General features: G+C 71.9%; 17 protein-coding genes. 13 read left to right on the top strand and 4 right to left on the bottom strand.

The window, feature by feature from the left end; genetic code table 11:
* Positions 1-26: 26 nt before the first annotated feature.
* The 4 genes from OG207_RS09790 to OG207_RS09775 all read left to right on the top strand — a co-directional run bounded on the left by OG207_RS09790 (position 27) and on the right by OG207_RS09775 (position 4,022).
* A complete protein-coding gene (locus OG207_RS09790) occupies positions 27-710 on the top strand; it encodes a response regulator transcription factor (protein ID WP_329097730.1) in 684 nt (227 codons plus the stop codon).
* Positions 711-716: 6 nt separating this feature from the next.
* Positions 717-2,162: a HAMP domain-containing sensor histidine kinase gene (locus OG207_RS09785; RefSeq protein ID WP_329097729.1), complete on the top strand. Its 1,446-nt coding sequence runs from the start codon at positions 717-719 to the stop codon at positions 2,160-2,162.
* A complete protein-coding gene (locus tag OG207_RS09780; RefSeq protein WP_329097727.1) occupies positions 2,159-2,689 on the top strand; it encodes a hypothetical protein in 531 nt (176 codons plus the stop codon). Before OG207_RS09785 ends, OG207_RS09780 begins: the two co-directional genes overlap by 4 nt.
* A 73-nt stretch (positions 2,690-2,762) precedes the next feature.
* Complete coding sequence (locus OG207_RS09775) at positions 2,763-4,022, top strand: cytochrome P450 (RefSeq protein ID WP_329097726.1); 1,260 nt, start codon at positions 2,763-2,765, stop codon at positions 4,020-4,022.
* Here OG207_RS09775 and OG207_RS09770 read toward each other — a convergent pair.
* The gene (locus tag OG207_RS09770) at positions 3,982-4,707 is read right to left on the bottom strand and encodes a hypothetical protein (protein WP_329097724.1); all 726 of its coding nucleotides are present in this window, start codon (positions 4,705-4,707) and stop codon (positions 3,982-3,984) included. The two genes, OG207_RS09775 and OG207_RS09770, sit on opposite strands and share 41 nt — an antisense overlap.
* Positions 4,708-4,808: 101 nt before the next feature.
* Here OG207_RS09770 and ggt point away from each other — a divergent pair, with 101 nt between their 5' ends.
* Positions 4,809-6,608, top strand: coding sequence for a gamma-glutamyltransferase (gene ggt / locus OG207_RS09765; RefSeq protein ID WP_329097722.1), 1,800 nt, complete (start codon positions 4,809-4,811; stop codon positions 6,606-6,608).
* Between the two features lie 26 nt (positions 6,609-6,634).
* On the opposite strand, the gene map is transcribed toward ggt, so the two are convergent.
* Positions 6,635-7,402, bottom strand: a complete 768-nt coding sequence (map, locus tag OG207_RS09760) for a type I methionyl aminopeptidase (protein ID WP_329097720.1) — start codon at positions 7,400-7,402, stop codon at positions 6,635-6,637.
* 64 nt (positions 7,403-7,466) lie between these two features.
* Between map and OG207_RS09755 the strand changes: the two genes are divergently transcribed.
* The 8 genes from OG207_RS09755 (at position 7,467) to OG207_RS09720 (ending at position 15,963) form a co-directional block, all read left to right on the top strand.
* Positions 7,467-7,718 (top strand): helix-turn-helix domain-containing protein, encoded by a 252-nt coding sequence (locus OG207_RS09755; RefSeq protein WP_266606319.1) that lies wholly within the window; start codon positions 7,467-7,469, stop codon positions 7,716-7,718.
* 117 nt (positions 7,719-7,835) lie between these two features.
* Entirely contained in the window at positions 7,836-9,035 is a 1,200-nt protein-coding gene (locus OG207_RS09750; RefSeq protein ID WP_329097718.1) for an alginate lyase family protein, read from the top strand.
* A 208-nt stretch (positions 9,036-9,243) separates the two neighbouring features.
* Positions 9,244-9,624, top strand: coding sequence for a PPOX class F420-dependent oxidoreductase (locus OG207_RS09745; protein WP_329097716.1), 381 nt, complete (start codon positions 9,244-9,246; stop codon positions 9,622-9,624).
* A 45-nt stretch (positions 9,625-9,669) separates the two neighbouring features.
* Positions 9,670-11,208: a hypothetical protein gene (locus OG207_RS09740; protein ID WP_329097715.1), complete on the top strand. Its 1,539-nt coding sequence runs from the start codon at positions 9,670-9,672 to the stop codon at positions 11,206-11,208.
* 177 nt (positions 11,209-11,385) lie between these two features.
* Complete coding sequence (locus OG207_RS09735; RefSeq protein WP_189740752.1) at positions 11,386-12,228, top strand: nitrilase-related carbon-nitrogen hydrolase; 843 nt, start codon at positions 11,386-11,388, stop codon at positions 12,226-12,228.
* Positions 12,225-13,520 (top strand): aspartate aminotransferase family protein, encoded by a 1,296-nt coding sequence (locus OG207_RS09730; protein WP_329097712.1) that lies wholly within the window; start codon positions 12,225-12,227, stop codon positions 13,518-13,520. The genes OG207_RS09735 and OG207_RS09730 overlap by 4 nt, the downstream gene beginning before the upstream one ends.
* A gap of 9 nt (positions 13,521-13,529) precedes the next feature.
* On the top strand, positions 13,530-14,930 hold the full coding sequence (hydA, locus tag OG207_RS09725; protein ID WP_329097710.1) for a dihydropyrimidinase: 1,401 nt from the start codon (positions 13,530-13,532) through the stop codon (positions 14,928-14,930).
* 19 nt (positions 14,931-14,949) lie between these two features.
* Positions 14,950-15,963, top strand: a complete 1,014-nt coding sequence (locus tag OG207_RS09720; protein ID WP_329097708.1) for a TIGR03842 family LLM class F420-dependent oxidoreductase — start codon at positions 14,950-14,952, stop codon at positions 15,961-15,963.
* Between the two features lie 49 nt (positions 15,964-16,012).
* Here the strand turns inward: OG207_RS09720 and OG207_RS09715 are convergent, their stop codons facing one another.
* Together OG207_RS09715 and OG207_RS09710 are read right to left on the bottom strand one after the other, a co-directional pair.
* Positions 16,013-17,443, bottom strand: a complete 1,431-nt coding sequence (locus OG207_RS09715) for an NAD(P)/FAD-dependent oxidoreductase (protein ID WP_329097707.1) — start codon at positions 17,441-17,443, stop codon at positions 16,013-16,015.
* Positions 17,444-17,711: 268 nt separating this feature from the next.
* Positions 17,712-23,192 carry an Ig-like domain repeat protein gene (locus OG207_RS09710; RefSeq protein WP_329097705.1) on the bottom strand — a complete coding sequence of 1,827 codons (5,481 nt, stop codon included), beginning with the start codon at positions 23,190-23,192 and terminating at the stop codon, positions 17,712-17,714.
* Positions 23,193-23,215: the final 23 nt, after the last annotated feature.

Below are 23,215 nucleotides of genomic sequence, written 5' to 3'. Positions count from 1 at the left end.
CGCAACACCTTTGGGATACTGACCGGATGCCACGCGTACTGCTGATCGAGGACGACCCTTCCATCCGCGAGGGGGTCGGCCTCGGCCTGCGCCGCCGGGGCCACGACGTGCGTTCCGCCGAGACCGGCGAGGAAGGGTTGGCACTGATGGGCGGCTTCCGCCCCGAGCTCGTCCTGCTCGACCTGATGCTGCCGGGGATCAACGGGGTCCAGGTCTGCCGCCGCATCCGCGAAACCAGCCAGGTGCCGATCATCATGCTCACCGCCCGCGGCGACGACTTCGACGTCGTCGTCGGCCTCGAGGCCGGCGCCGACGACTACATCGTCAAACCCGCCCGCACCGAGGTCATCGAGGCCCGCATCAAAGCCGTACTGCGCCGCCTCAGCGACCCCGTCGGCACCCGCTCCGGGGTCGAGCACCACGGTGAACTGACCATCGACCGCGCCGGGCTGAGCGTCGCCAAGAACGGCGAGCGCGTGCCGCTGGCCCCCAGCGAGATCAAGCTCCTGCTGCACCTGTCGGCCTCGCCCGAGCAGGTCTTCTCCCGCCAGCAACTCCTCGAGTACGTCTGGGACCACAGCTACCACGCCGACGCCCGGCTCGTGGACGCCTGCGTGCGCCGGCTGCGCACCAAGGTCGAGGACCCCGACGCGAGCCCCCGCTACATACAGACCGTGCGCGGCTTCGGCTACCGCTTCGGTCCCCTGTAGGCGACCGTGAGACGCATCGCGCCGCTGGGCCTGCGCACCCGACTGATCGCGGCCTTCCTGCTGGTCGCCGCGATCAGCGCGGTGACCACCGCCGCCCTCACCTACCAGCAGGCGCGCAACGCGATCCTCAAGCAGACCCAGGACACCGCCATCAGCACCCTGCGGGACCAGGTCGAGCAGCAGGAGTTCCGTCTTCCGCTGGACCAGCAGGAGCTCCAGCGCATCGTCATCGAACTCGGCAAGCGCGGCAAACCGCACCCGTGGATCATCTTCGGCGAGTACGGCAGCGTGCGGGTCTCCACCAACCCCGGCACGCCGACCTCCAGCGTGATCACCGACAACCTGCGCGAGAAGGTCCGCCGCCACGACTACACCGCCTTCCAGCGGGTCGAGGACGCGCGCGGCAACCCTTGGCTCACCATCGGCGTCCCCGCCCTCTTCGAACACAACGGATCCACCGAATCCACCGGAGCCGTCTTCTACGCCAGCGTCCCGCTCTCCACCGAGAAGCAGACCGTGGAGGCCATGGTCGACGCCGCCAAGCAGGGTGCCGTCCCGGGCCTGGCCATCGCCATCGTGCCCGCGCTGCTGGCCGCCCGCAGCGTGCTGCGGCCCGTCCGCGACATGCGCCGGGCCGCCCAGCACCTCGGCCGCGGCCGCCTCGACACCCGGATCGAGGTCCGGGGCGCCGACGAGCTCGCCGGACTCGCCCGCACCTTCAACGAGACCGCACGCGCCCTGGAACAGTCCGTGCGCGAGCTCCAGGACGCGGAGATCCGCGCCCGCCGGTTCGCCTCCGACGTCTCCCACGAACTGCGCACCCCCCTCGCCGGGATGCTCGCCGTCACCGAGGTCCTCGACGAGGACGCCGAACGCCTCGACGCCGACACGGCCAAGGCCCTGCACCTGGTCAGCACCGAGACGGGCAAGCTCGCCGTCCTCGTCGAGGACCTGATGGAGATCTCCCGCTTCGACGCCCGGGCCGCCGAACTCAACCTCGACGACGTGGACATCGCCGAAGCCGTGCGCAAGACCCTGGAGCGCCGCCACTGGGTCGACGACCGCATCGTCGCCGAGCTGCCGGACCAGGTGCGCGCCCGGCTCGACCCGCGCCGCTTCGACGTCGTCCTCGCCAACCTCGTCGGCAACGCCCTGCGGCACGGCGGCGCCCCCGTGCGCATCACCGTACGGACCGCACCGGGCGAGGACGGCGAACGGCTGCTGATCGACGTCGCCGACAGCGGACCCGGCATCGCCCCCGAGGTGCTGCCGCACATCTTCGACCGCTTCTTCAAGGCCGACGCGGCCCGGACCCGTTCCGCAGGCAGCGGCCTCGGCCTCGCCATCACCCTGGAGAACGTCCGCCTGCACGGCGGAACCCTCCTCGCGGCCAACGGGCCCACCGGGGGAGCGGTCTTCACCCTCGACATGCCGCTGGAGGCCCACGCGTGACCGGGCACGGAACGAGATCCCGGGCAGCGGTGGCCACGGCCACGTTGGTCGGCTGCGCCCTGCTGCTCACCGGATGCGGGATCAAACGCAGCGGGGTGATCGACAGTGGCCACTCCGCCACCGTCAAGGTCTCCGGGGGCAAGGGCAACTTCCTCTACTTCGTGGCCAAGGACGGCGACCGACTCGCCCCGAGCCCCTTCAGCCTGGCGGAGGGCTACCGGCTCAACCCCGTGGTGCTGTTGGGGCTGCTGTTCGACGGCCCCCGCGGCCGGGCCGCCGAGGTCGGGCTCACCACGGCCCTGCCCCGGCTGTCCGCCGGACAGGAGGACCAGATGGCGGTGAGCCCGACCTCGCAGGCAGGAACGACGGTCCGGGTGCCGTTCGCCGTGGGCGACCTCTCGGACCTGGCCCGCATGCAGATCGTGTGCACCATCGGCACCGCCGTCCTGACGGACGGCCTCAGCCCCGTCATCCTGATGGGCCCCGACACCACCCTCCCGGCCGCCGACTGCGACCGCAAACGCTGACCGGCCCGGCGCACCCCCGGCCCACGGTGCCGCACCCTTGCGGTCGGGGCCGGGCACCCGTCACGGTGGCCCCATGGACCACGCCGCGGACGTCCCCGACGTCTTCGACCCCCGCATCTACGCCGCCGGCGTCCCGCACGAGCGCTACCGGCTGCTGCGCGAGCGGCACCCCGTGGCCCGGCAGGCGGAGCCGGAGATCGGGGGCTGGCCCGCCGGCCCCGGCTTCTGGGCCGTCACCCGGCACGCCGACGTCGTACGGGTCCTGCGCGACCACCGCACGTACTCCTCCTGGCTGGGCGCCACCCAGATCCGCGACCCCGACCCGGCCGACCTGCCCTTCCTGCGCCGAACCATGCTCAACCAGGACCCGCCCGAGCACGGCCGGCTGCGCCGGCTGGTGTCCCGAGCCTTCACCCCCGCCCGCGTCGACGCCTTCGCCGAACGGGTACGGGAGCGCGCCCGCACCCTGCTCGCCGCCGCCCGCCGGGACGCCGTGGACGGCGCCGCCGACCTCGTACGCGCCGTCACCGACGAGTACGCGCTGCTGAACCTCACCGACCTGCTGGGCGTCCCGGCCGCCGACCGGGCCCTGCTGCTGGAGTGGACCGTACGGATCATCGGGTACCAGGACCCCGACGACGCCCCGGCGCCGCTGCTCGGCCCGGACGGCACCCCGCTCAACCCGCGCTCCCCGGCCCTGCTCGGCGAGATGTTCGCGTACGCCCGCGAACTGGCCGACCACAAGCGCGCCCACCCCGGCGACGACGTGCTGACCGCCCTCGCCGGGGCCGGACTCGACCCGGCCGAACTGGAGATGTTCTTCTTCCTGCTCACCGTCGCGGGCAACGACACCGTACGCAGCGCCGCCCCCGGCGGCCTGCTCGCACTCGCCGGGGCCCCGGACGCCTACCGCCGGCTCGCGGAGGGATCCGTCCCGTTCGACCGGGCCGTCGAGGAACTCCTGCGCGTCCACCCGCCGGTGCTCAGCTTCCGCCGCACGGCCGCCGTCGACACCGATCTGGCCGGGCAGCGGATCCGCGCCGGGGACAAGGTGGTGGTCTTCCACGCCTCCGCCAACCACGACGAGCGCGTCTTCGCCGACCCGGGCCGCCTGGACCTGGCGCGCACCCCCAACCCGCACGTCTCCTTCGGAGACGGCCCGCACGTCTGCCTCGGCGCCCACTTCGCCCGGCTCCAGCTGCGGATCCTCTACGAGGAGTGGTGCGCGGCCATGCCCGCGCCGGAACTGGCGGGACCGCCGCGCCGGCTGGTCTCCAACTTCATCAACGGGATCACACGGCTGCCGGTTCGGGTGTCAGGGCGGCCCGGGTGACATCGGCCGCGAGCTCGGTCACATCGGGGCCGTAGGCATCGGAGTTGACCACCTTCAGCATCAGGCAGAAGGGATCCTTCCCGTACGTGCGGGCCAGCCGCTCGTGGTTGCGGGCGAGGTAGCGGGCGGCGGCCTGGTTGCTGACCGCCGTCTGCCCGGAGAGCAGGAAGACGGGACGGCCGCCCTGCGCGCCCGTCAGCCTGGCCAACAGCACGTGCTCGACCCGCCCGGGGGCCCACCGGTAGCTCTCGCCGCCCACCTGGATGGCGCCCCGGTCCTCGTGCTCCTCGGCGTCCATGTTCACCCGTACTCCCGGCAGCATCGAGGCCAGGTGCGCGACCGTACGGGTGTTGGACGTCGGGCCGCCGACGCAGAACTCGGCGCGGTCACCGAAGCCCTGGCGCGCCTCGGCGTGCGTGACGATCTGGACGTTCGCCCCGCAGTCCTTGATCAGCGCGGAGATCTCCAGGAGCGCGAACGCGTCGTTGCGGTGCACCGACGATTCCTTGCCACCCATCTGCCGGTTGACCACGAACAGGCACTCGGCGCCGGCCGGCAGTCCGAAGAACGCCTGCTTGCGGCGCAGCGTACGGCGCCACAGATAGGTCCGGGCGAACCAGCCGAAGCCGCCGCTGACGGCGGTGGCTATCACCCCGAGCACGATGTTGCGCACGTCGTCGTTCATGCGGCGGATGGTAGCGGCCGGGCCGCCTTCCTGACGCGGGGGGTGCGGTGAAGTTACGCTGCGCCAACCAGACCTGACCGGCCGTCGACCGGAGGAACCGCATGCGTGCTCCCGCCGCACGTCAGTTAGCACTCGTCGCCCTCGCCGGGGCGCTCGTCTCCACCGGGGCCGCGGCCCCGCCCACCACGACCGCCGCACCGGCCAAGGTGCCGGTCGCCGCCGGCTACGGCGGGGCGGTCGCCAGCGTGGACGCCGACGCCTCCGCCGCGGGCATCGCCGTCCTGCGCTCCGGCGGCAACGCCGTGGACGCGGCGGTCGCCACCGCCGCCGCGCTCGGGGTGACCGAGCCCTACTCGGCGGGCATCGGCGGAGGCGGCTACTTCGTCTACTACGACGCCCGCTCGCGCCGGGTGCACACGATCGACGGCCGCGAGACCGCCCCCGCCACGGCCACCGAGACCCTCTTCCAGGAGAACGGCCTCCCCATCCCCTTCGCCGAGGGCCAGACCAGCGGCCGCGGCGTCGGCGTGCCCGGCACCCCCGCCACCTGGAAGAGCGCCCTCGACGCCTGGGGCACCCGCCCGCTCGACAAGCTGCTGAAACCCGCCGAGAAACTGGCCCGCGAGGGCTTCGTGGTGGACAGCACCTTCCGGGCCCAGACCGAGCTCAACCAGGACCGCTTCAAGGACTTCCCGGCGACCAAGGAGCTGTTCCTGCCCGGCGGCGCACTGCCGGTGGTCGGCTCCACCTTCAAGAACCCGGACCTGGCCGCCACCTACGCCGAACTCGGCCGCAAGGGGACCGGCGCCCTCTACCGCGGCCCCCTCGCCGAGGACATCGTCCGGGCCGTGCGGACGCCCCCGGTGGACCCGGCGGCCACCCGCAAGGTCCGCCCCGGCGACCTGACCACCGCCGACCTGCGCGCGTACGCGACCAAACGGCAGGACCCGACCCGGGTGAACTACCGCGGCCTGGACGTGTACAGCATGGCTCCGTCCTCCTCCGGCGGCACCACGGTCGGCGAGGCGCTGAACATCCTGGAGCGGACCGACCTCTCGAAGCTGTCCGAGACGCAGTACCTGCACCGCTTCATCGAGGCTTCGCGGATCTCCTTCGCCGACCGGGGCCGTTGGGTCGGCGACCCGGCAGCCGTCGACGTGCCCACCCGCCAACTGCTCTCGCAGCGGTTCGCCGACTCGCGCGGCTGCCTGATCGCACCGGACCGTACGCTGACCAGCCCGCTGGCCCCCGGTGACCCGCGCCACCCGGCGGCCTGCGGCGGCTCCGGTCAGGCCGCCCCGACCACGTACGAAGGGGAGAACACCACGCACCTGACGGCGGCCGACCGCTGGGGCAACGTGGTCGCGTACACCCTGACCATCGAGTCCACCGGGGGGAGCGCCATCACCGTTCCCGGACGCGGCTTCCTGCTGAACAACGAGCTGACCGACTTCTCCTTCGCCCCGGCCGCGCCCGGGGTCCCGGACCCGAACCTGCCCGGCCCCGGCAAGCGGCCGCGCTCCTCCATGTCCCCGACGATCGTGCTGGAGGACGGCCGCCCGGTGCTCGCGGTGGGCTCCCCGGGCGGCGCCACCATCATCACCACCGTGCTGCAGACCCTGATCGGCCACCTGGACCGGGGTCTGCCGCTGGTCGACGCGATCGCCGCGCCGCGGGCCAGTCAGCGCAACCAAACCACCACCGAGCTGGAGCCGGGCCTGTGGAATAGCCCGCTGCGCGCGGAGCTGGAGGCGATCGGCCAGGGCTTCCGGCAGAACCCGGAGATCGGCGCGGCCACCGGCGTCCAGCGGCTGCCGGACGGGCGCTGGCTGGCGGCGGCCGAGACCAGTCGCCGGGGCGGCGGCTCGGCGATGGTGGTCCACCCGCACGGGAAGCCGTAGCGGCCGCAGTCGGTTCGGGAGCCGGCTCAGAGGGTGGTGAGGATCCGCGGGCCGTCGGCGGTGATCGCGACCGTGTGCTCCGAGTGCGCGGCGCGGCTGCCGTCGACGGTCCGCAGGGTCCAGCCGTCCGCGTCGCACGCGTAGTCGTCCGTACCGCCCGAGATCAGCATCGGCTCGATGGCCAGGACCAGGCCGGGGCGCAGCTTCATGCCGCGTCCCGGCGGGCCCTCGTTGGGCACGCCCGGGTCCTCGTGCATGGTGCGGCCGATGCCGTGACCGCCGAAGCCGTCCGGCACTCCGTACCCGGCGGCGCGGCAGGTGGTGCCGATCGCGTGGGCGATGTCGCCGATCCGGTTCCCGGGCACGGCGGCGGCGATCCCGGCGGCGAGGGCCGCCTCGGAGGTTTCGATCAGCCGGAGGTCGGCGGGCCGGGCGGGACCGACGGTGAAGCTGACCGCCGCGTCCCCGGTCCAGCCGCCGAGCTCCGCCCCGCAATCGACGCTGACCAGGTCGCCGCCCCGCAGCCGGTAGTCGTCGGGGATGCCGTGCACGATCGCGTCGTTCACCGAGACGCACACCACGGCGGGGAAGGGCACGGGCGCGAACGGCGGCCGGTAGCCCAGGAAGGGCGATGTGGCACCGGCCCCGCGGAGCACCTCGCGGGCCACCCGGTCCAGGTCCCGCAGGGACACCCCCACGTCGGCGGCCTCCCGTACGGCGGCCAGGGCGCGGGCCACCACCCGGCCCGCGGCCCGCATCTCGTCGATCTCTCGGTCCGTCTTCAGTTTCACCATGCCAATAACTATACCGGTATAAAAATAACGGGATAGTTATTGGTGTGCGGGGTAGGATGGGCGCATGGTCCGAACCCCCCTCACCCCCGAAGAGCGCGAGCGCGGCGAGCGGCTCGGCGTCCTGCTGCGCGAGGCCCGCGGCGACCGGAGCATGGTCGAGGTCGCGGCCGGCGCCGGGCTCTCCGCCGAGACGCTGCGGAAGATCGAGACCGGCCGGGCACCCACCCCCGCCTTCTTCACGGTCGCCGCCCTCGCCGCGGCGCTCGGCCTCTCGCTGGACGATCTGCTGCGACGCTGCGCCGCCGTCCCGGCCTGAGGTACGTTTCGGCCTGAGGCACGTCCCGGCCTGCCGTTCGGGCGGGCCCGGCGGCCAGACGGCCCAATGGGCGGTGGGAGGTGCGGAGCGCGGGGCAAGCGTGAAGGCGTGTCAGCCATGAACGCTTCCAAGCGAGTCGGTTTCGCAGTCGTCGGTGCCCTCCTCGCGGGCGGCCTGCTGCTCGCGGCGTGCACCGCCCCCGAAGACCGCCACCGTGCCGGCGACGTGGTCTTCCACCACCCCGGCGTCGTCGTCAGCCACGGCCAGTTGCGGCAGGCGAAGCAGATGGTCGCGGCCGGCAAGGAACCCTGGCTCTCCGCCTACCGGGCGCTCCTCGGCAGCCGCTACGCCTCGCTCGACTACACCCCGCACCCGGCCGACGTGGTCCCCTGCCCCTTCAACAGCGGGCCGCAGTCCTGTCTCGACGAACGACAGGACGCGATCGCCGCCTACAGCCACGCCCTGCTGTGGTCGGTGAACGGCAGGGCCGCCCATGCGCGCAAGGCCGTGCAGATCATGGACGCCTGGTCGGCCGTGATGAAGAAGCACCGCGAGGACAACGCCGGACTCCAGGCCGCCTGGTCCGGATCCAGCTGGGCGCGGGCCGCCGAGATCATGCACGCCGACTACCCGGACTGGGCGGAGCCCCGGGTCACCCGGTTCAAGCAGATGCTGCGCACGGCCTACCTGCCGGCCGTCCGCGCCCAGGTGCCCGCCTACAACGGCAACTGGGAACTGGCCATGACCGACGCCGCCGTCTCCATCGCCGTCTTCCTGGAGGACCAGGCGATCTTCCGGGAGTCCCTGGAGCGGTTCCGGGCGCGCGTGCCGGCGTACTTCTACCTCCGGATGGACGGCCCCCGCCCGATGTCCCCGCGGTCCGCCGCCATCCAGACGGCCGCCCAGGTCAAGGCGTACTGGTTCGACCAGGGCACCTACGTCGACGGCATCGCCCAGGAGACCTGCCGCAACCTGATGCACGTCGGCTACGCGCTCGCCGCGTCCGCGCACATCGCCGAGACCGCCTGGCACCAGGGCGTCGACCTGTACGGCGAGCAGTCCGCCCGGCTGCGCACCGCGCTGGAGTTCCACGCGAAGTACCAGCTCGGGGCGAAGGCCCCGCCGTGGCTGTGCGGGGGCAAGGTGGAGCGGACCATGGGGCCCGACCTGGAGGTGGCCCTGCACCACTACGAGACCCGGACCGGCGCGAAGCTCCCGTACACCCGCGCCCTGGTCGAGAAGACCCGGCCGGCCGGGACGGACGAACTGTTCGTGGCGTGGGAAACGGTCAGCCACGGAGAGACCCCGCCCGCCTGACGGCCTAAGGGCTGTCCCGCAATCCCCGGCGGGCGCGCGGCGCCAGCTACGGCACCTCGCCGCGTTGTCGGGATCGCCCTAATACGCCCAGTATGAGGACGACCCTCCGCCCGGGGGCCCCTCCCAGCGGTAGCTGGGGGAGATGCACCGCATCTGACGCCGCGCGCTGACCCACCGCGGATTACGGGACAGCCCTTAGGGTGCGGACATGGATCTCGAAGAGCTCGGCAGGGCGCGGTACGTCAGCCTCACCACCTTCCGCAAGGACGGCACGCCCGTGGCGACACCGGTGTGGGCGGTCGCCGACGGGGGTGAGCTGTACGTGTGGACGCGCAGCGATTCGTGGAAGGCCAAGCGGATCCGCAACAACGGGCGGGTCACCGTCACCGCCTGCGACATGCGCGGGCGCGTCGAGGAAGGGGCACGGGTGCGGGAGGGCGAGGCCCGGCTGCTCGGCGAGGCGGGGCTGCGGCGGGTGCGGAAGCTGATGTCCCGCAAGTACACCTGGCAGTTCTGGGTGGTGGACGTGCCCGCTGCCCTGGCGCGCCGGGGCAAGCGTCCGCACACCGCGATCGCCGTCAAGCTTTGAGATTCCCGTAGCCCGCCCGTAACACAGGTGGGATCCAATGCGGTCATGGAGACCGCGACTTCGCTGGCGATCAGTCAACTCTCGGGGTACTTGCTGGGGCTGACGCAGAGACTGGACCCCGGGGCGGGCTGGTACGGGGAGTTCCTGCGCCGGGATCCGGAGGGGATGAAGGCCTGTCTCGACGGGGCGGCGATGCCCCCGTGGGACATGGTCGAATCGCTGCTGCGGGACCTGGCCGGGGCGCGGGGCGCGGAGTTCGCTGCGCGGGAGACCGTATACGCGGCCCAGCTGCGGGCGGCGGCCGTCGCCGTGTGGGACCGGCTGCCGGGCGGCGAGGGGGAGCTGCGGACCCTGCTCGCGGCGGCGGTGGCCCAGCGGGCCACATCGCAGACGGCCCTGCGGAACCTGACGGTACGGCTCGGCCGGGCCGCCGACCGGGCCGAGACGGACGCCCTCACCCGGGAACTCGCTTGGGTCCAGGACGACGTGGCCCGCGCCGTGGCTCGCCACGAAGACCTGGCCGCCCGCCTGCGGGCCCTGCACGTGGGCCCCGACGGGCTGTGGCCGGCGCGGCCGGAGGCCGCACCGTGGTTACCGGGGGTACCCCGGCAGCGGGAGGCGAATGCCGGGCCGAGCGCCGCACCGAACGCCGGGCCGGACACCGCACCGAGTGCCGGGCCGAGCGCCGGGCCGGACACCGCACCGAGTACCGGGCCGGGCCACCGGGCGGACACGGCCGCAGCCGAAGAACCCCCCGTACGGGCCGAGCCGCCGGTCGGCCGGGCCGAGGGGCGGTGGCTGCGCGGTGCGCGGCGTGCCGGGGGCGCCCGGTACGCGGGCTCGGCGGCCCCCGTGGCCCCTGCCTTCACCCCGCCGCCGGGACACCCCGGTGGGGACGGCACGCCGGGTTCCGGTCCCGGCGCCGCGCTCCCCGCGCCGCGCGGAGCCCGCTTCGCCCTCCCGGACGACCCCGACCCCGCCCCCACCCCTGCCCCCGACCGTGACGCGCCCGCCGCTGGCGAAGCCGCGCCGAACCCCGCGCACTCGGCGGGGCCTTCGGCGGGCTTCCCCGGAGTCATCGCCGCCGCCCTGCTCGCCCTGCGCGCCCAGGGTCGTAGCGGCGAGGCGCACGCCCTGCTGTGCGAGGCCGCGGCCCGGCCCGCCGAGCAGCTGCCCGCAGTCGCCGCCGAGCTGACCCGGGCCGGGCTCGCGGCCGACTGGGCCACCCTGCTGTGGGAGGCGGCCTCGCTCCCGCCCGAGCGACTTGCGGCGGCCGCGGCCGCCCTCGGCGCCGCCGGTCGGGAGGCCGACTGCGAGGCCCTGCTGCGCCAGGCCGCGGCCCGCCCGGCCGGTGAGGTCGCGGAGGCGGCGCTCGCCCTCGGCGGGGCCGGCCGGATCCGCGAGGCCGACGCCCTGCTCGGCGCCTTCGTCCGGGTGCGCACCGCCGAGGAGGCGGCGGTCCTGGCCCGGCACGACCCGCAGTGGTTCGCCCCGCGCCTGCTCGGGGCGGCCCGGGCACTCCCCGGACCCCGGCACCGCGATCTGGTCCACGCCCTGCGGGTGGCGGGCATCGCCGCCCCCTAGGGGCACCTAACCCGCCCGCCTGGTGACCGCATTCGACCGCGCGGCGACGTAACGTGATCGACTACTCCAACCGTGCACGGCGGTCTTGCCCCACGGTGTGACGAGGCCTACGTTCTACTCCCTACGCACACCGTCTACGTGCGTAGAACTCGGCGTTCCCGTCGCGAGGAGCAGCTCATGGCCCAAGTCGTCCGCGCCGCGCTGGTCCAGGCCACCTGGACCGGAGACACCGAATCGATGATCGCCAAACACGAGGAGCACGCGCGGCGGGCAGCCGCCCAGGGCGCGCAGATCATCGGCTTCCAAGAAGTCTTCAACGCCCCCTACTTCTGTCAGGTCCAGGAGCCCGAGCACTACGGCTGGGCCGAGGCCGTCCCCGACGGCCCGACCGTACGCCGCATGCAGGACCTCGCCCGCGAGACCGGCATGGTGATCGTCGTACCGGTCTTCGAGTTGGAGAGCGAGGGCTTCTACTACAACACCGCTGCCGTCATCGATGCCGACGGCAGCTACCTGGGCAAGTACCGCAAGCACCACATCCCCCAGGTCAAAGGGTTCTGGGAGAAGTACTACTTCCGTCCGGGCAACCTCGGCTGGCCCGTCTTCGACACCGCCGTCGGCCGGATCGGCGTCTACATCTGCTACGACCGCCACTTCCCCGAGGGATGGCGCCAACTGGGCCTGGCCGGAGCCCAGCTGGTCTACAACCCCTCCGCCACCTCCCGAGGCCTGTCCGCGTACCTGTGGCAGCTGGAGCAGCCCGCCTCCGCCGTCGCCAACGAGTACTTCGTCGCGGCCATCAACCGCGTCGGCCAGGAGGAGTACGGCGACAACGACTTCTACGGCACCAGCTACTTCGTCGACCCCCGCGGTCAGTTCGTCGGGGAGGTCGCCAGCGACAAGGACGAGGAACTCGTCGTCCGCGACCTCGACTTCGACCTGATCAAGGAGGTCCGCGACCAGTGGGCCTTCTACCGCGACCGCCGCCCCGACGCCTACGGAGGGCTCGTACAACCGTGACCAACCCGACCCCGCTCCACAGCCGCCACCGCACCGTCCTGCCCGACTGGCTCGCGCTCTACTACAAGCACCCCATCGAGCTCACCCACGGCGAGGGCCGCCACGTCTGGGACGCCGACGGCAACCGCTACCTCGACTTCTTCGGCGGCATCCTCACCACGATGACCGCCCACGCCCTGCCCGAGGTCACCAAGGCCGTGTCCGAGCAGGCCGGGCGGATCATCCACTCCTCCACCCTGTACCTCAACCGGCCGATGATCGAGCTGGCCGAGCGGGTCGCCGCCCTCTCCGGAATCCCCGACGCCCGGGTCTTCTTCACCACGTCCGGCACCGAGGCCAACGACACCGCCCTGCTGCTCGCGACGACGTACCGCCGCTCCAACCAGATCCTGGCGATGCGCAACAGCTACCACGGCCGGTCCTTCTCCACCGTCTCGATCACCGGCAACCGCGGCTGGTCCCCGACCAGCCTCTCGCCGCTGCAGACCTACTACGTCCAGGGCGCCGTCCGCACCCGCGGCCCCCTCGCCCACCTCGACGACGCCGCCTTCACCGCCGCCGCCGTAGAGGACCTCCAGGACGTGCTCGGCCAGGCCCGCGGGGGAGTGGCCGCCCTCATCGCCGAACCGATCCAGGGCGTCGGCGGCTTCACCTCCCCGCCCGACGGCCTCTACGGCGCCTTCCGCGAGGTCCTGAACCGCCACGGCATCCTGTGGATCAGCGACGAGGTGCAGACCGGCTGGGGCCGCACCGGCGACAACTTCTGGGGCTGGCAGGCACACGCCCAGAACGGCCCGCCGGACATCCTCACCTTCGCCAAGGGCATCGGCAACGGCATGTCCATCGGCGGGGTCGTGGCCCGCGCCGAGGTGATGAACTGCCTGGACTCCAACTCCATCTCCACCTTCGGCGGCTCCCCGGTCACCATGGCGGCCGGCGTCGCCAACCTCGCGTACCTGCTGGAGCACGACCTCCAGGGCAACGCCCGCCGCGTCGGCGGCATGCTCCTGGAGCGGCTGCGCGCGATCGCCGCCACCGTGCCCGCCGTACGGGAGGTCCGCGGCCGGGGCTTGATGGCCGGCCTCGAACTCACGAAGCCGGGCACCGACGAGGCCGACCCGGACGCGGCCGCGGCCGTCCTGGAGGCGGCCCGCGAGGGCGGCCTGCTGCTCGGCAAGGGCGGCGGGTACAACACCAGCGTGCTGCGCATCGCGCCGCCGCTCTCCCTCACCGTCGCCGAGGCGGAAGAGGGCGCCGAGGTCCTCGAACAGGCATTGCGCAGCATCCAGTAGGGGGATCACATGAGCATCCGCACCCTGATCAGCGGCGGCCTCCTCGTCACGGCCTCCGACGAACTGCACGCCGACGTCCTGATCGAGGACGGCCGCGTGGCGGCGCTGGCCGCACACGGCTCGGCCGCCGCCGGAGCCTGGACGGCCGACCGCACGATCGACGCGACCGGGAAGTACGTGATCCCCGGCGGGGTCGACGCGCACACCCACATGGAGCTTCCCTTCGGAGGCACCTCGGCCTCCGACACCTTCGAGACCGGAACCAGAGCCGCCGCCTGGGGCGGCACCACCACCATCGTCGACTTCGCCGTGCAGAGCGTGGGCCACTCCCTGCGCGAGGGGCTCGACACCTGGTACGCCAAGGCCGACGGCAACTGCGCCGTCGACTACGCGTTCCACATGATCCTCTCGGACGTCAACGAGAGGACGCTCAAGGAGATGGACCACCTCGTCGGCGAGGGGGTCACCTCCTTCAAGCTGTTCATGGCCTACCCCGGCGTCTTCTACAGCGACGACGGGCAGATCCTGCGCGCCATGCAGCGCGGCGCCGCCAACGGCGGGCTGATCATGATGCACGCCGAGAACGGCATCGCGATCGACGTGCTCGTCGAACAGGCCCTCGCGCGCGGGGAGACCGACCCCCGCCACCACGGAGAGGTCCGCAAGGTCCTGCTGGAGGCCGAGGCCACCCACCGCGCCATCCAGCTGGCGCGGGTCGCGGGCGCCCCGCTGTACGTGGTCCACGTCTCGGCGGAGGAAGCCGTCGCCGAGCTCGCCGCCGCACGCGACAAGGGCCTGCCCGTCTTCGGGGAGACCTGTCCGCAGTACCTCTTCCTGTCCACCGACAACCTGGAAGAGCCCGACTTCCAGGGCGCCAAGTACGTCTGCTCCACACCGCTGCGGCCGAAGGAACACCAGGCGGCGCTGTGGCGGGGCCTGCGGACCAACGACCTCCAGGTGGTCTCCACCGACCACTGCCCCTTCTGCTTCCGGGGCCAGAAGGAGCTGGGCCGCGGGGACTTCTCGAAGATCCCCAACGGGCTGCCGGGGGTGGAGAACCGCATGGACCTCCTCCACCAGGCGGTCCTGGACGGGCACATCAGCCGCCGCCGCTGGATCGAGATCGCGTGCGCGACCCCGGCCCGGATGTTCGGCCTCTACCCGCAGAAGGGCACCATCGCACCGGGCTCCGACGCCGACATCGTGCTCTACGATCCGCACGCCGAGCAGGTCATCTCCGCCGAGACCCACCACATGAACGTGGACTACTCGGCGTACGAGGGCAGGCGGATCACCGGACGCGTCGACACCGTGCTCTCGCGCGGCGAACTCGTCATCGACCGGCGCGAATTCACCGGCCGGGCCGGCCACGGGGCCTTCGTCCCCCGCTCCACCTGCCAGTACCTGTAAAGCGTCAAGGAGCCGCCCCATGGACTTCGGCCTCGTCCTGCAGACCGACCCGCCCGCATCCCAGGTCATCAGCCTCATGAAGCGAGCCGAGCGCAACGGCTTCCGCTACGGCTGGACCTTCGACTCGGCGGTGCTCTGGCAGGAGCCGTTCGTCATCTACAGCCAGATCCTCGCCAACACGCAGAAACTGCACGTCGGCCCCATGGTGACCAACCCGGGCACGCGCACCTGGGAGGTCACCGCCTCCACCTTCGCGACCCTCAACGACATGTACGGCAACCGCACCGTCTGCGGCATCGGCCGCGGCGACTCCGCCATGCGCGTCGCCGGCCGGGCCCCCAACACCCTGGCACGCCTCGGCGAGGCCATCGAGGTGATCCGCGACCTCGCCGAGGGCCGCGAGGCCGAGGTCGACGGCAAGCCGTTGCGCATCCCCTGGATCAAGGACGGGAAACTTCCGGTCTGGATGGCCGCGTACGGGCCGAAGGCGCTGGCCCTGACCGGCCAGAAGGCCGACGGGTTCATCCTCCAGCTCGCCGACCCCTACCTGACCGAGTGGATGGTCAAGGCCGTGCGGCAGGCCGCGACCGAGGCGGGCCGCGACCCGGCGTCCCTCACCATCTGCGTAGCGGCCCCCGCCTACGTCACGGCCGACGACTCGACAGCCTCCCTGGCTCACGCCCGTGACCAGTGCCGCTGGTTCGGCGGAATGGTCGGCAACCACGTGGCCGACCTCGTCTCCCGCTACGGCGAGCACTCCACCATGGTCCCCGAGGAGCTCACCGAGTACATCAAGGCCCGCCAGGGCTACGACTACAGCCACCACGGCCGGGCCGGGAACCCGTCCACCGACTTCGTCCCCGACGAGATCGTCGACCGCTTCTGCCTGCTGGGCCCGGTAGAGGCGCACGTCGAGAAGCTACGGGCCCTGCGCGATCTGGGCGTCGACCAGTTCGCCGTCTACGACATGCACGATGCGCGGGAGGCCACGATCGACGCGTACGGCTCCCACATCATCCCGTCGTTCAGCTGACGCTCGCCGGCGGTGCGGGGCCGACCGAAGGGTCGGCCCCGCCCGGCGTTCAGGGCCCTGGGGCCTCTCGGCGGGACAGACCGTCCAGGAGTTGGCGTTCCGCAGGGTTGAACTGAGGGCTGTCGAGCTGAGGGCGCAAGGGGCCGACCAGGGCGGCCAGCAGCACACCGGGTCTGACGAGGGACGTGGGCGGGGCCTGGAGGGCCAGGACGTCCGTCAGGGCCGTGGCGGCACGGAACGATCCGGTTGCCGTGCGGGACAGGCGGCTGACGTAGCGGCGCAGGAGGCGGTCGGCGAGCTTCGGGTGCCGGCCCTTGGTCGTGGCGAAATGGACGTCCTGACCGGTGGCGAGGGTCCAAGCGATGTGCACGGGCCGGGCGATGGCGCGCTGGGCCCGGTGGGCCAGGTGGGCCAGGTCGCGGGGCGAGCCGGTCGCGAGCAGGTCACGCAGGGCGAGCGCGCCCAGCGCAGCCACCGACATGCCCTGCGCATATACGGGGTTGAAGGTGGCAACGGAATCCCCCAGTGCCACCAGGCCGTCGGGCCGGGCGCTGAGCCGTTCGTAGTAGTGGCGCCGATTCGCGGTGCTGTGGGAGACGCTGACTTCGCCGAGCGGTTCAGCGTGCTTCAGCAGGTCGGCCATGACGGGATGGCGCAGGGTACGGGCGAAGGGCTCGAAGTCCTCCGCCGCACGAGTGGGCTCTCCACCGGGGGCTCCCATCAGGCTGACGTGCCAGCGGTCACCGTCGATCGGCAGGATGCCGCCGGCCTTGGCAGGTCGGCGCAGACGCGGGTCGGCCTGTACTCCGACGACCGGCCAGCCGCGCGTGGGGACGGGGGCCCGGTAGAGGCGGCTCGCGTAGACCATGCCGGAGTCGAGACGCTCCTCGGCGAGACCGGTGAGACCGAGCTCGGCGAGCCACCGGGGCAGGCGGGAGGCCCGTCCAGAGGCGTCGATGACCAGGTCGGCGCGCAGGTCCGACGTGGTGCCGTCGGCATCGCGAAGGCGTACGCCCCGGACGGTACGGCGGTCGCCGAGCAGTCCGACGGCCTTGGTGCGCGTACGCACGGTGACCCGCGGGTCTTTGAGGACCTCGCTGCGGACGACGAGGTCCGTCAGGTCCCGGCTCGCGGTGATCACGTAGTGGGTGGCGCGCTGCCAGCGGCGGTACCACCCCTCGGGAGAGAAGATCACCATGTTGGTGGTCACCGGTATGCGGTGGGCGCCCGCGGCCATCAACAGGTCGATGCTGCCCGGTAGCAGGGCGTCGATCGCCTCTGCGCCGCCGGCTTGCAGCCAGTGGATATGGGCGGCTTGGGGTACTCCGGTGCGCGGTTCGGGTCCTGCGGGCAGATCGTGGGCCTCGAGGATCTCCACGGAACCGACGTGGTCTTTGACCGCTGCTGCCGCGAGCATGCCCGCAAGGCTCCCCCCGACGATGACGACGCGTTCGGGGCCACGGCTCGTGGCTTCGCTCATGACGGGCTGCCTTCTACGGGGGCACGGTCGTACTCACGGTACAGATGCGGCTTTGCCCCTGTCCCCGCTACTGCGTCGGCGTCCCGCGTCCTGATCACCTGCCGCTCCCCACGTGTCCGGGGCGACGCCGAGTCCCTCGTCGGCGCCGCCCCGGCCTGTTACCGAGTACCACAGGTGTCTTCACGGTCACCGCTGACCGGGGCGGTCGCCGCCCCGGTCAGCCGGCCCGCCCCGGCCCGTGGCGGCCGGAGCGGTGACCGGTGTTCGGTCAGGGAAGGAGAGGGGAGAGGACGAGTGTCAGCGGCGCCGTCACGGTGGAAGCGGCGTAGCAGCTCGTCCCCGCGAAGGACGCGGTGTAGCTCGTCGCCGTGATCACCGTGCTGGGAACCGTCAGCGTCGGCGGGGCCAGTGTCGCCACCCCGCCGGCGTTGGTGAGCGCGGTCCCCAGGACGATGGGCCCGAGCGACGTGTTCGCCCTGAAGGTGACCAGTTGTCCGGGAAGCGGAGCGGCGGTGGAGGTGACCTTGAGCGTGGCGCTCATCGACTGGATGACGAACGTGCCGTTCGTCCGCAGGCGGATCTGCGCCGGGGCCGCCGTCAGCGTCGTGGGAGCCGGGTTCACGGTCAGGTTGGCCGCCGCTGCGGACGGACTGTGGCAGGTGCCACCGTTGTAGACGGCGGTCACCGTGCCGCTGGCGCCCGCGGTGGTGGTGACGCAGGCTGTGCCGCCGGCGTTGAGCGTCACGGTCTGGACGAAGCCGCCGGGGCCGGTGAAGGTGACCGTCCCGGTGGGCGTACCGCTGCCCGGCGCGACGGTCGTCACGGTCGCGCAGAACGTCACCGGGCGGCCGCAGACCACGGGGTTGGGGGTGATGGTGAGCGCGGTCGTGGTCTGGGCGTTGTTCACGGTCACGCCCGTCGTCCCCGTCGACGGCTTGAAGCATCCGTCGCCGTTGTAGGCGGCGGTGACCGTGCCGCTGGTGAGGCTGCTGGTGGTGACGCAGGCCTTGCCGCCCGCGTTCAGAGGTACGGTCTGGTTGAGTCCGCCGGGGCCGGTGAAGGTGACGGTTCCGGTGGGGGTGCCGCTGCCGGGTGCGACTGCGGTGACGGTGGCGCAGACCGTCACGGTCTGGCCGCACACCGAGGGGTTGGGGGTCACCGACACGGTGGTGGTGCTGGCCGCTTGGTTGACGGTCACCGGGGCGGTGCCGGTCGATGCGGAGAAGCATCCGCTGCCGTTGTAGACGGCGGTGACCGTGCCGCTGGTGAGGCTGTTGGTGGTGACGCATGCGGTGCCGCTCGCGTCCAGGGTCACGGTCTGGTTGAGCCCGGCTCCGGTGAAGGTGACGGTTCCGGTGGGGGTGCCGCTGCCGGGTGCGACTGCGGTGACGGTGGCGCAGACCGTCACGGTCTGGCCGCACACCGAGGGGTTGGGGGTCACCGACACGGTGGTGGTGCTGGCCGCTTGGTTGACGGTCACCGGGGCGGTGCCGGTCGATGCGGAGAAGCATCCGCTGCCGTTGTAGACGGCGGTGACCGTGCCGCTGGTGAGGCTGTTGGTGGTGACGCATGCGGTGCCGCTCGCGTCCAGGGTCACGGTCTGGTTGAGCCCGGCTCCGGTGAAGGTGACGGTTCCGGTGGGTGTGCCGCTGCCGGGTGCGACTGCGGTGACGGTGGCGCACACCGTTACGGACTGGCCGCACACCGACGGGTTGGGCTCCACGGTCACCGACACCGTGCTCGACGCCGGGTTGACCGTCACGTCGAAGAGGCCGTCCGAGCCGGCGAAACAGGAGTCGCCGTTGTAGGTGGCCGTGACCGTGCCGCTGGTGAGGCTGCTGGTGGTCAGGCAGGCCGTGCCGCCGGCGTCGAGCGCCAGTGTCACGTTGAGTCCGCCGGCTCCGGTGAAGGTGACGGTTCCGGTGGGTGTGCCGCTGCCAGGTGCGACTGCGGTGACGGTGGCGCACACCGTCACGGACTGGCCGCACACCGACGGGTTGGGCTCCACGGTGACCGATACCGCGCTGGCTGCCTGGTTGACGGTCACCGGCGTGGTGCCGGTCGATGCGGAGAAGCATCCGTCGCCGTTGTAGACGGCGGTGACCGTGCCGCTGGTGAGGCTGTTGGTGGTGACGCAGGCCGTGCCGCCGGCGTCGAGCGCCAGTGTCTCGTTGAGTCCGCCGGGGCCGGTGAAGGTGACGGTTCCGGTGGGGGTGCCGCTGCCGGGTGCGACTGCGGTGACGGTGGCGCACACCGTCACGGTCTCGCCGCACACCGACGGGTTGGGTTCCACGGTGACCGATACCGTGCTGGCTGCCTGGTTGACGGTCACCGGCGTGGTGCCGGTCGATGCGGAGAAGCATCCGTCGCCGTTGTAGACGGCCGTGACGGTGCCGGTTTCCAGGACGGTCGTGGTCAGGCAGGCCGTTCCGCCGGCGTCCAGAGGTACGGTCGTGTTCAGCCCGGCCCCGGTGAAGGTGACGGTTCCGGTGGGGGTGCCGCTACTGGGTGCCACTGCGGTGACCGTGGCGCAGACCGTCACGGTTTCGCCGCACACCGACGGGTCGGGCTCTACCGTCACCGATACCGCGCTGGCTGCCTGGTTGACCGTCACCACTGTGCTGTCGGTCGATGCGGAGAAGCATCCGTCGCCGTTGTAGAGGGCCGTGACCGTGCCGTTGGTGAGGCTGTTGGTGGTGACGCAGGCCGTGCCGCTCGCGTCCAGGGTCACGGTCTGGTTGAGCCCGGCTCCGGTGAAGGTGACGGTTCCGGTGGGGGTGCCGCTGCCGGGTGCGACTGCGGTGACGGTGGCGCAGACCGTCACGGTCTCGCCGCACACGGACGGGTTGGGGTCGACCGATACGGCGGTCGTGCTCGACGCCGGGTTGACCGTCACGTCGAAGAGGCCGTCCGAGCCGGCGAAACAGGTGTCGCCGTTGTAGGTGGCCGAGTACGTGCCGTTGGTGAGGCTGCTGGTGGTCAGGCAGGCCGTGCCGCCGGCGTCGAGCGCCAGTGTCACGTTGAGTCCGCCGGGGCCGGTGAAGGTGACGGTTCCGGTGGGTGTGCCGCTGCCGGGTGCGACTGCGGTGACGGTGGCGCAGACCGTCACGTTTTCGCCGCACACCGACGGGTTGGGTTCCACGGTGACCGATACCGTGCTGGCCGCCTGGTTGACGGTCACGTCCAGTGAGCCTGTTGACGGCAGGAAGCAGGTGTCACCCGTGTAGGTGACGGTGACCGTGCCGGTCTCCAGCGTGGTCGTGGTGACGCATGCCGTGCCGCCGGCGTCCAGTCCCGCGACCTGAGTGCTGCCGTCGGGCAGCAGGAAGGTGACGGTTCCGGTGGGTGTGCCGCTACCGGGTGCGACTGCGGTGACGGTGGCGCAGACCGTCACGTTTTCGCCGCACACCGACGGGTTGGGTTCCACGGTGACCGATACCGTGCTGGCCGCCTGGTTGACGGTCACGTCCAGTGAGCCTGTTGACGGCAGGAAGCAGGTGTCACCCGTGTAGGTGACGGTGACCGTGCCGGTCTCCAGCGTGGTCGTGGTGACGCATGCCGTGCCGCCGGCGTCGAGGGTCACGGTTTCGTTGAGTCCGCCGGGGCCGGTGAAGGTGACGGTTCCGGTGGGTGTGCCGCTGCCGGGTGGGACTGCGGTGACGGTGGCGCAGACCGTCACGGTTTCGCCGCACACCGACGGGTTGGGTTCCACGGTCACCGACACCGTGCTCGAGGCCGGGTCGACCGTTACGTCGAAGGCACCGGTCGATGCGGAGAAGCATTCGTCGCCGTTGTAGACGGCCGTGACCGTGCCGGTTTCCAGGACGGTCGTGGTCAGGCAGGCCGTTCCGCCGGCGTCCAGAGGTACGGTCGTGTTCAGCCCGGCCCCGGTGAAGGTGACGGTTCCGGTCGGGGTGCCGCTACCGGGTGCCACTGCGGTGACGGTGGCGCACACCGTCACGGTTTCGCCGCACACCGACGGGTTGGGTTCCACGGTGACCGATACCGTGCTGGCGGCCTGGTTGACGGTCACCGGCGTGGTGCCGGTCGATGCGGAGAAGCATTCGTCGCCGTTGTAGACGGCGGTGACCGTGCCGGTCTCCAGCGCGGTCGTGGTGACGCAGGCCGTTCCGCCGGCGTCGAGGGTCACGGTCTCGTTGAGTCCGCCGGGGCCGGTGAAGGTGACGGTTCCGGTGGGGGTGCCGCTGCCGGGTGCCACTGCGGTGACCGTGGCGCAGACCGTCACGGTTTCGCCGCACACCGACGGGTCGGGCTCCACGGTCACCGACACCGTGCTCGAGGCCGGGTCGACCGTCACGTCGAAGGCACCGGTCGATGCGGAGAAGCATCCGTCGCCGCTGTAGACGGCGGTGACCGTGCCGCTGGTGAGGCTGTTGGTGGTGACGCAGGCCGTGCCGCCGGCGTCGAGCGCCAGTGTCACGTTGAGTCCGCCGGGGCCGGTGAAGGTGACGGTTCCGGTGGGGGTGCCGCTGCCGGGTGCCACTGCGGTGACGGTGGCGCAGACCGTCACGGTCTCGCCGCACACCGACGGGTTGGGCTCCACCGTCACCGATACCGCGCTGGCGGCCTGGTTGACGGTCACCGGCGTGGTGCCGGTCGATGCAGAGAAGCATCCGTCACCACCGTAGACGGCGGTGACCGTGCCGGTTTCCAGGACGGTCGTGGTCAGGCAGGCCGTTCCGCCGGCATCCAGGGTTACGGTCTCGTTGAGTCCGCCGGGGCCGGTGAAGGTGACGGTTCCGGTCGGGGTGCCGCTGCCGGGTGCCACTGCGGCAACCGTGGCGCACACCGTCACGGTTTCGCCGCACACCGACGGGTCGGGCTCCACCATCACCGACACTATGCTCGACGCCTGATTGACCGTCACCTCAAAGGTGCCGGTCCCGCTCGCGTAGCACTCGTCACCACCGTAGACGGCGGTGACCGTGCCGGTCTCCAGCACGGTCGTGGTGACGCAGGCCGTTCCGCCGGCGTCCAGGGTCACCGTTTCGTTGAGCCCGCCGGGGCCGGTGAAGGTCACCGAGCCCGACGGATTGCCTACGCCCGAGGAGACCGGTGCCACGGTGACACAGAGCGTCACCGTCTCACCGCACACCGACGGGTCGGGGTTTACCGAGACCGTGACCGAGACGGGCGCAGGGTTGACGACGTGGAGCGTCAGCGGGGAGTTCGACCCGTTGAAGTCCGCGTCGCCCGTGTAGAAGGCGGCTGCCTGGTGGAAGCCGACGTCCAGGCCGCTGAAGGTGACCTGCGCCTGCCCGCTCACGTCCACGGGGGTGGTCAGCACCGGACCGTCGTCGCTGACGATGAAGGACACCAGTCCGGTGGGAGTTCCCGCGCCCGGCGGAACGGGGGTCACCTGGGCGGTGGCGGTCACCGCCTCGCCGCAGACCGAGGGTTCGGGATCGAAGACCAGCGTGGTGGTGGTGTTCGCGAGGGTGACCTCCTGGGTGTCCGCGCCCGTGGACGGGTCGTACTCTGCGTCGCCGGAGTAGTTGGCCTCCACCCCGTGGAGACCGACCTCCAGATCGCTGGTCACGTACTGCGCCTGGCCGCTCATGTCGAGCGGCACCGTCATGACGGGCACGCTGTCCACGACGAACTCGACGCTACCGGTCGGGGTGGGGTCGCCGGCGTTTTCCGGCTGGACGGTGGCGGTGAAGGTGACCGCCTGACCGAAGACGGACGGATCCGGTGCCGAGGTCACTGTGGTGGTCGAACTGGCCATGCTGTGGCTCCCTTTCGGATGAC

The organism is Streptomyces sp. NBC_01439 (assembly GCF_036227605.1).
Taxonomy (GTDB): Bacteria; Actinomycetota; Actinomycetes; order Streptomycetales; family Streptomycetaceae; genus Streptomyces.
Note: the sequence above shows the minus strand (reverse complement) of the source record. Positions and strands in the feature narration are given on the sequence as shown.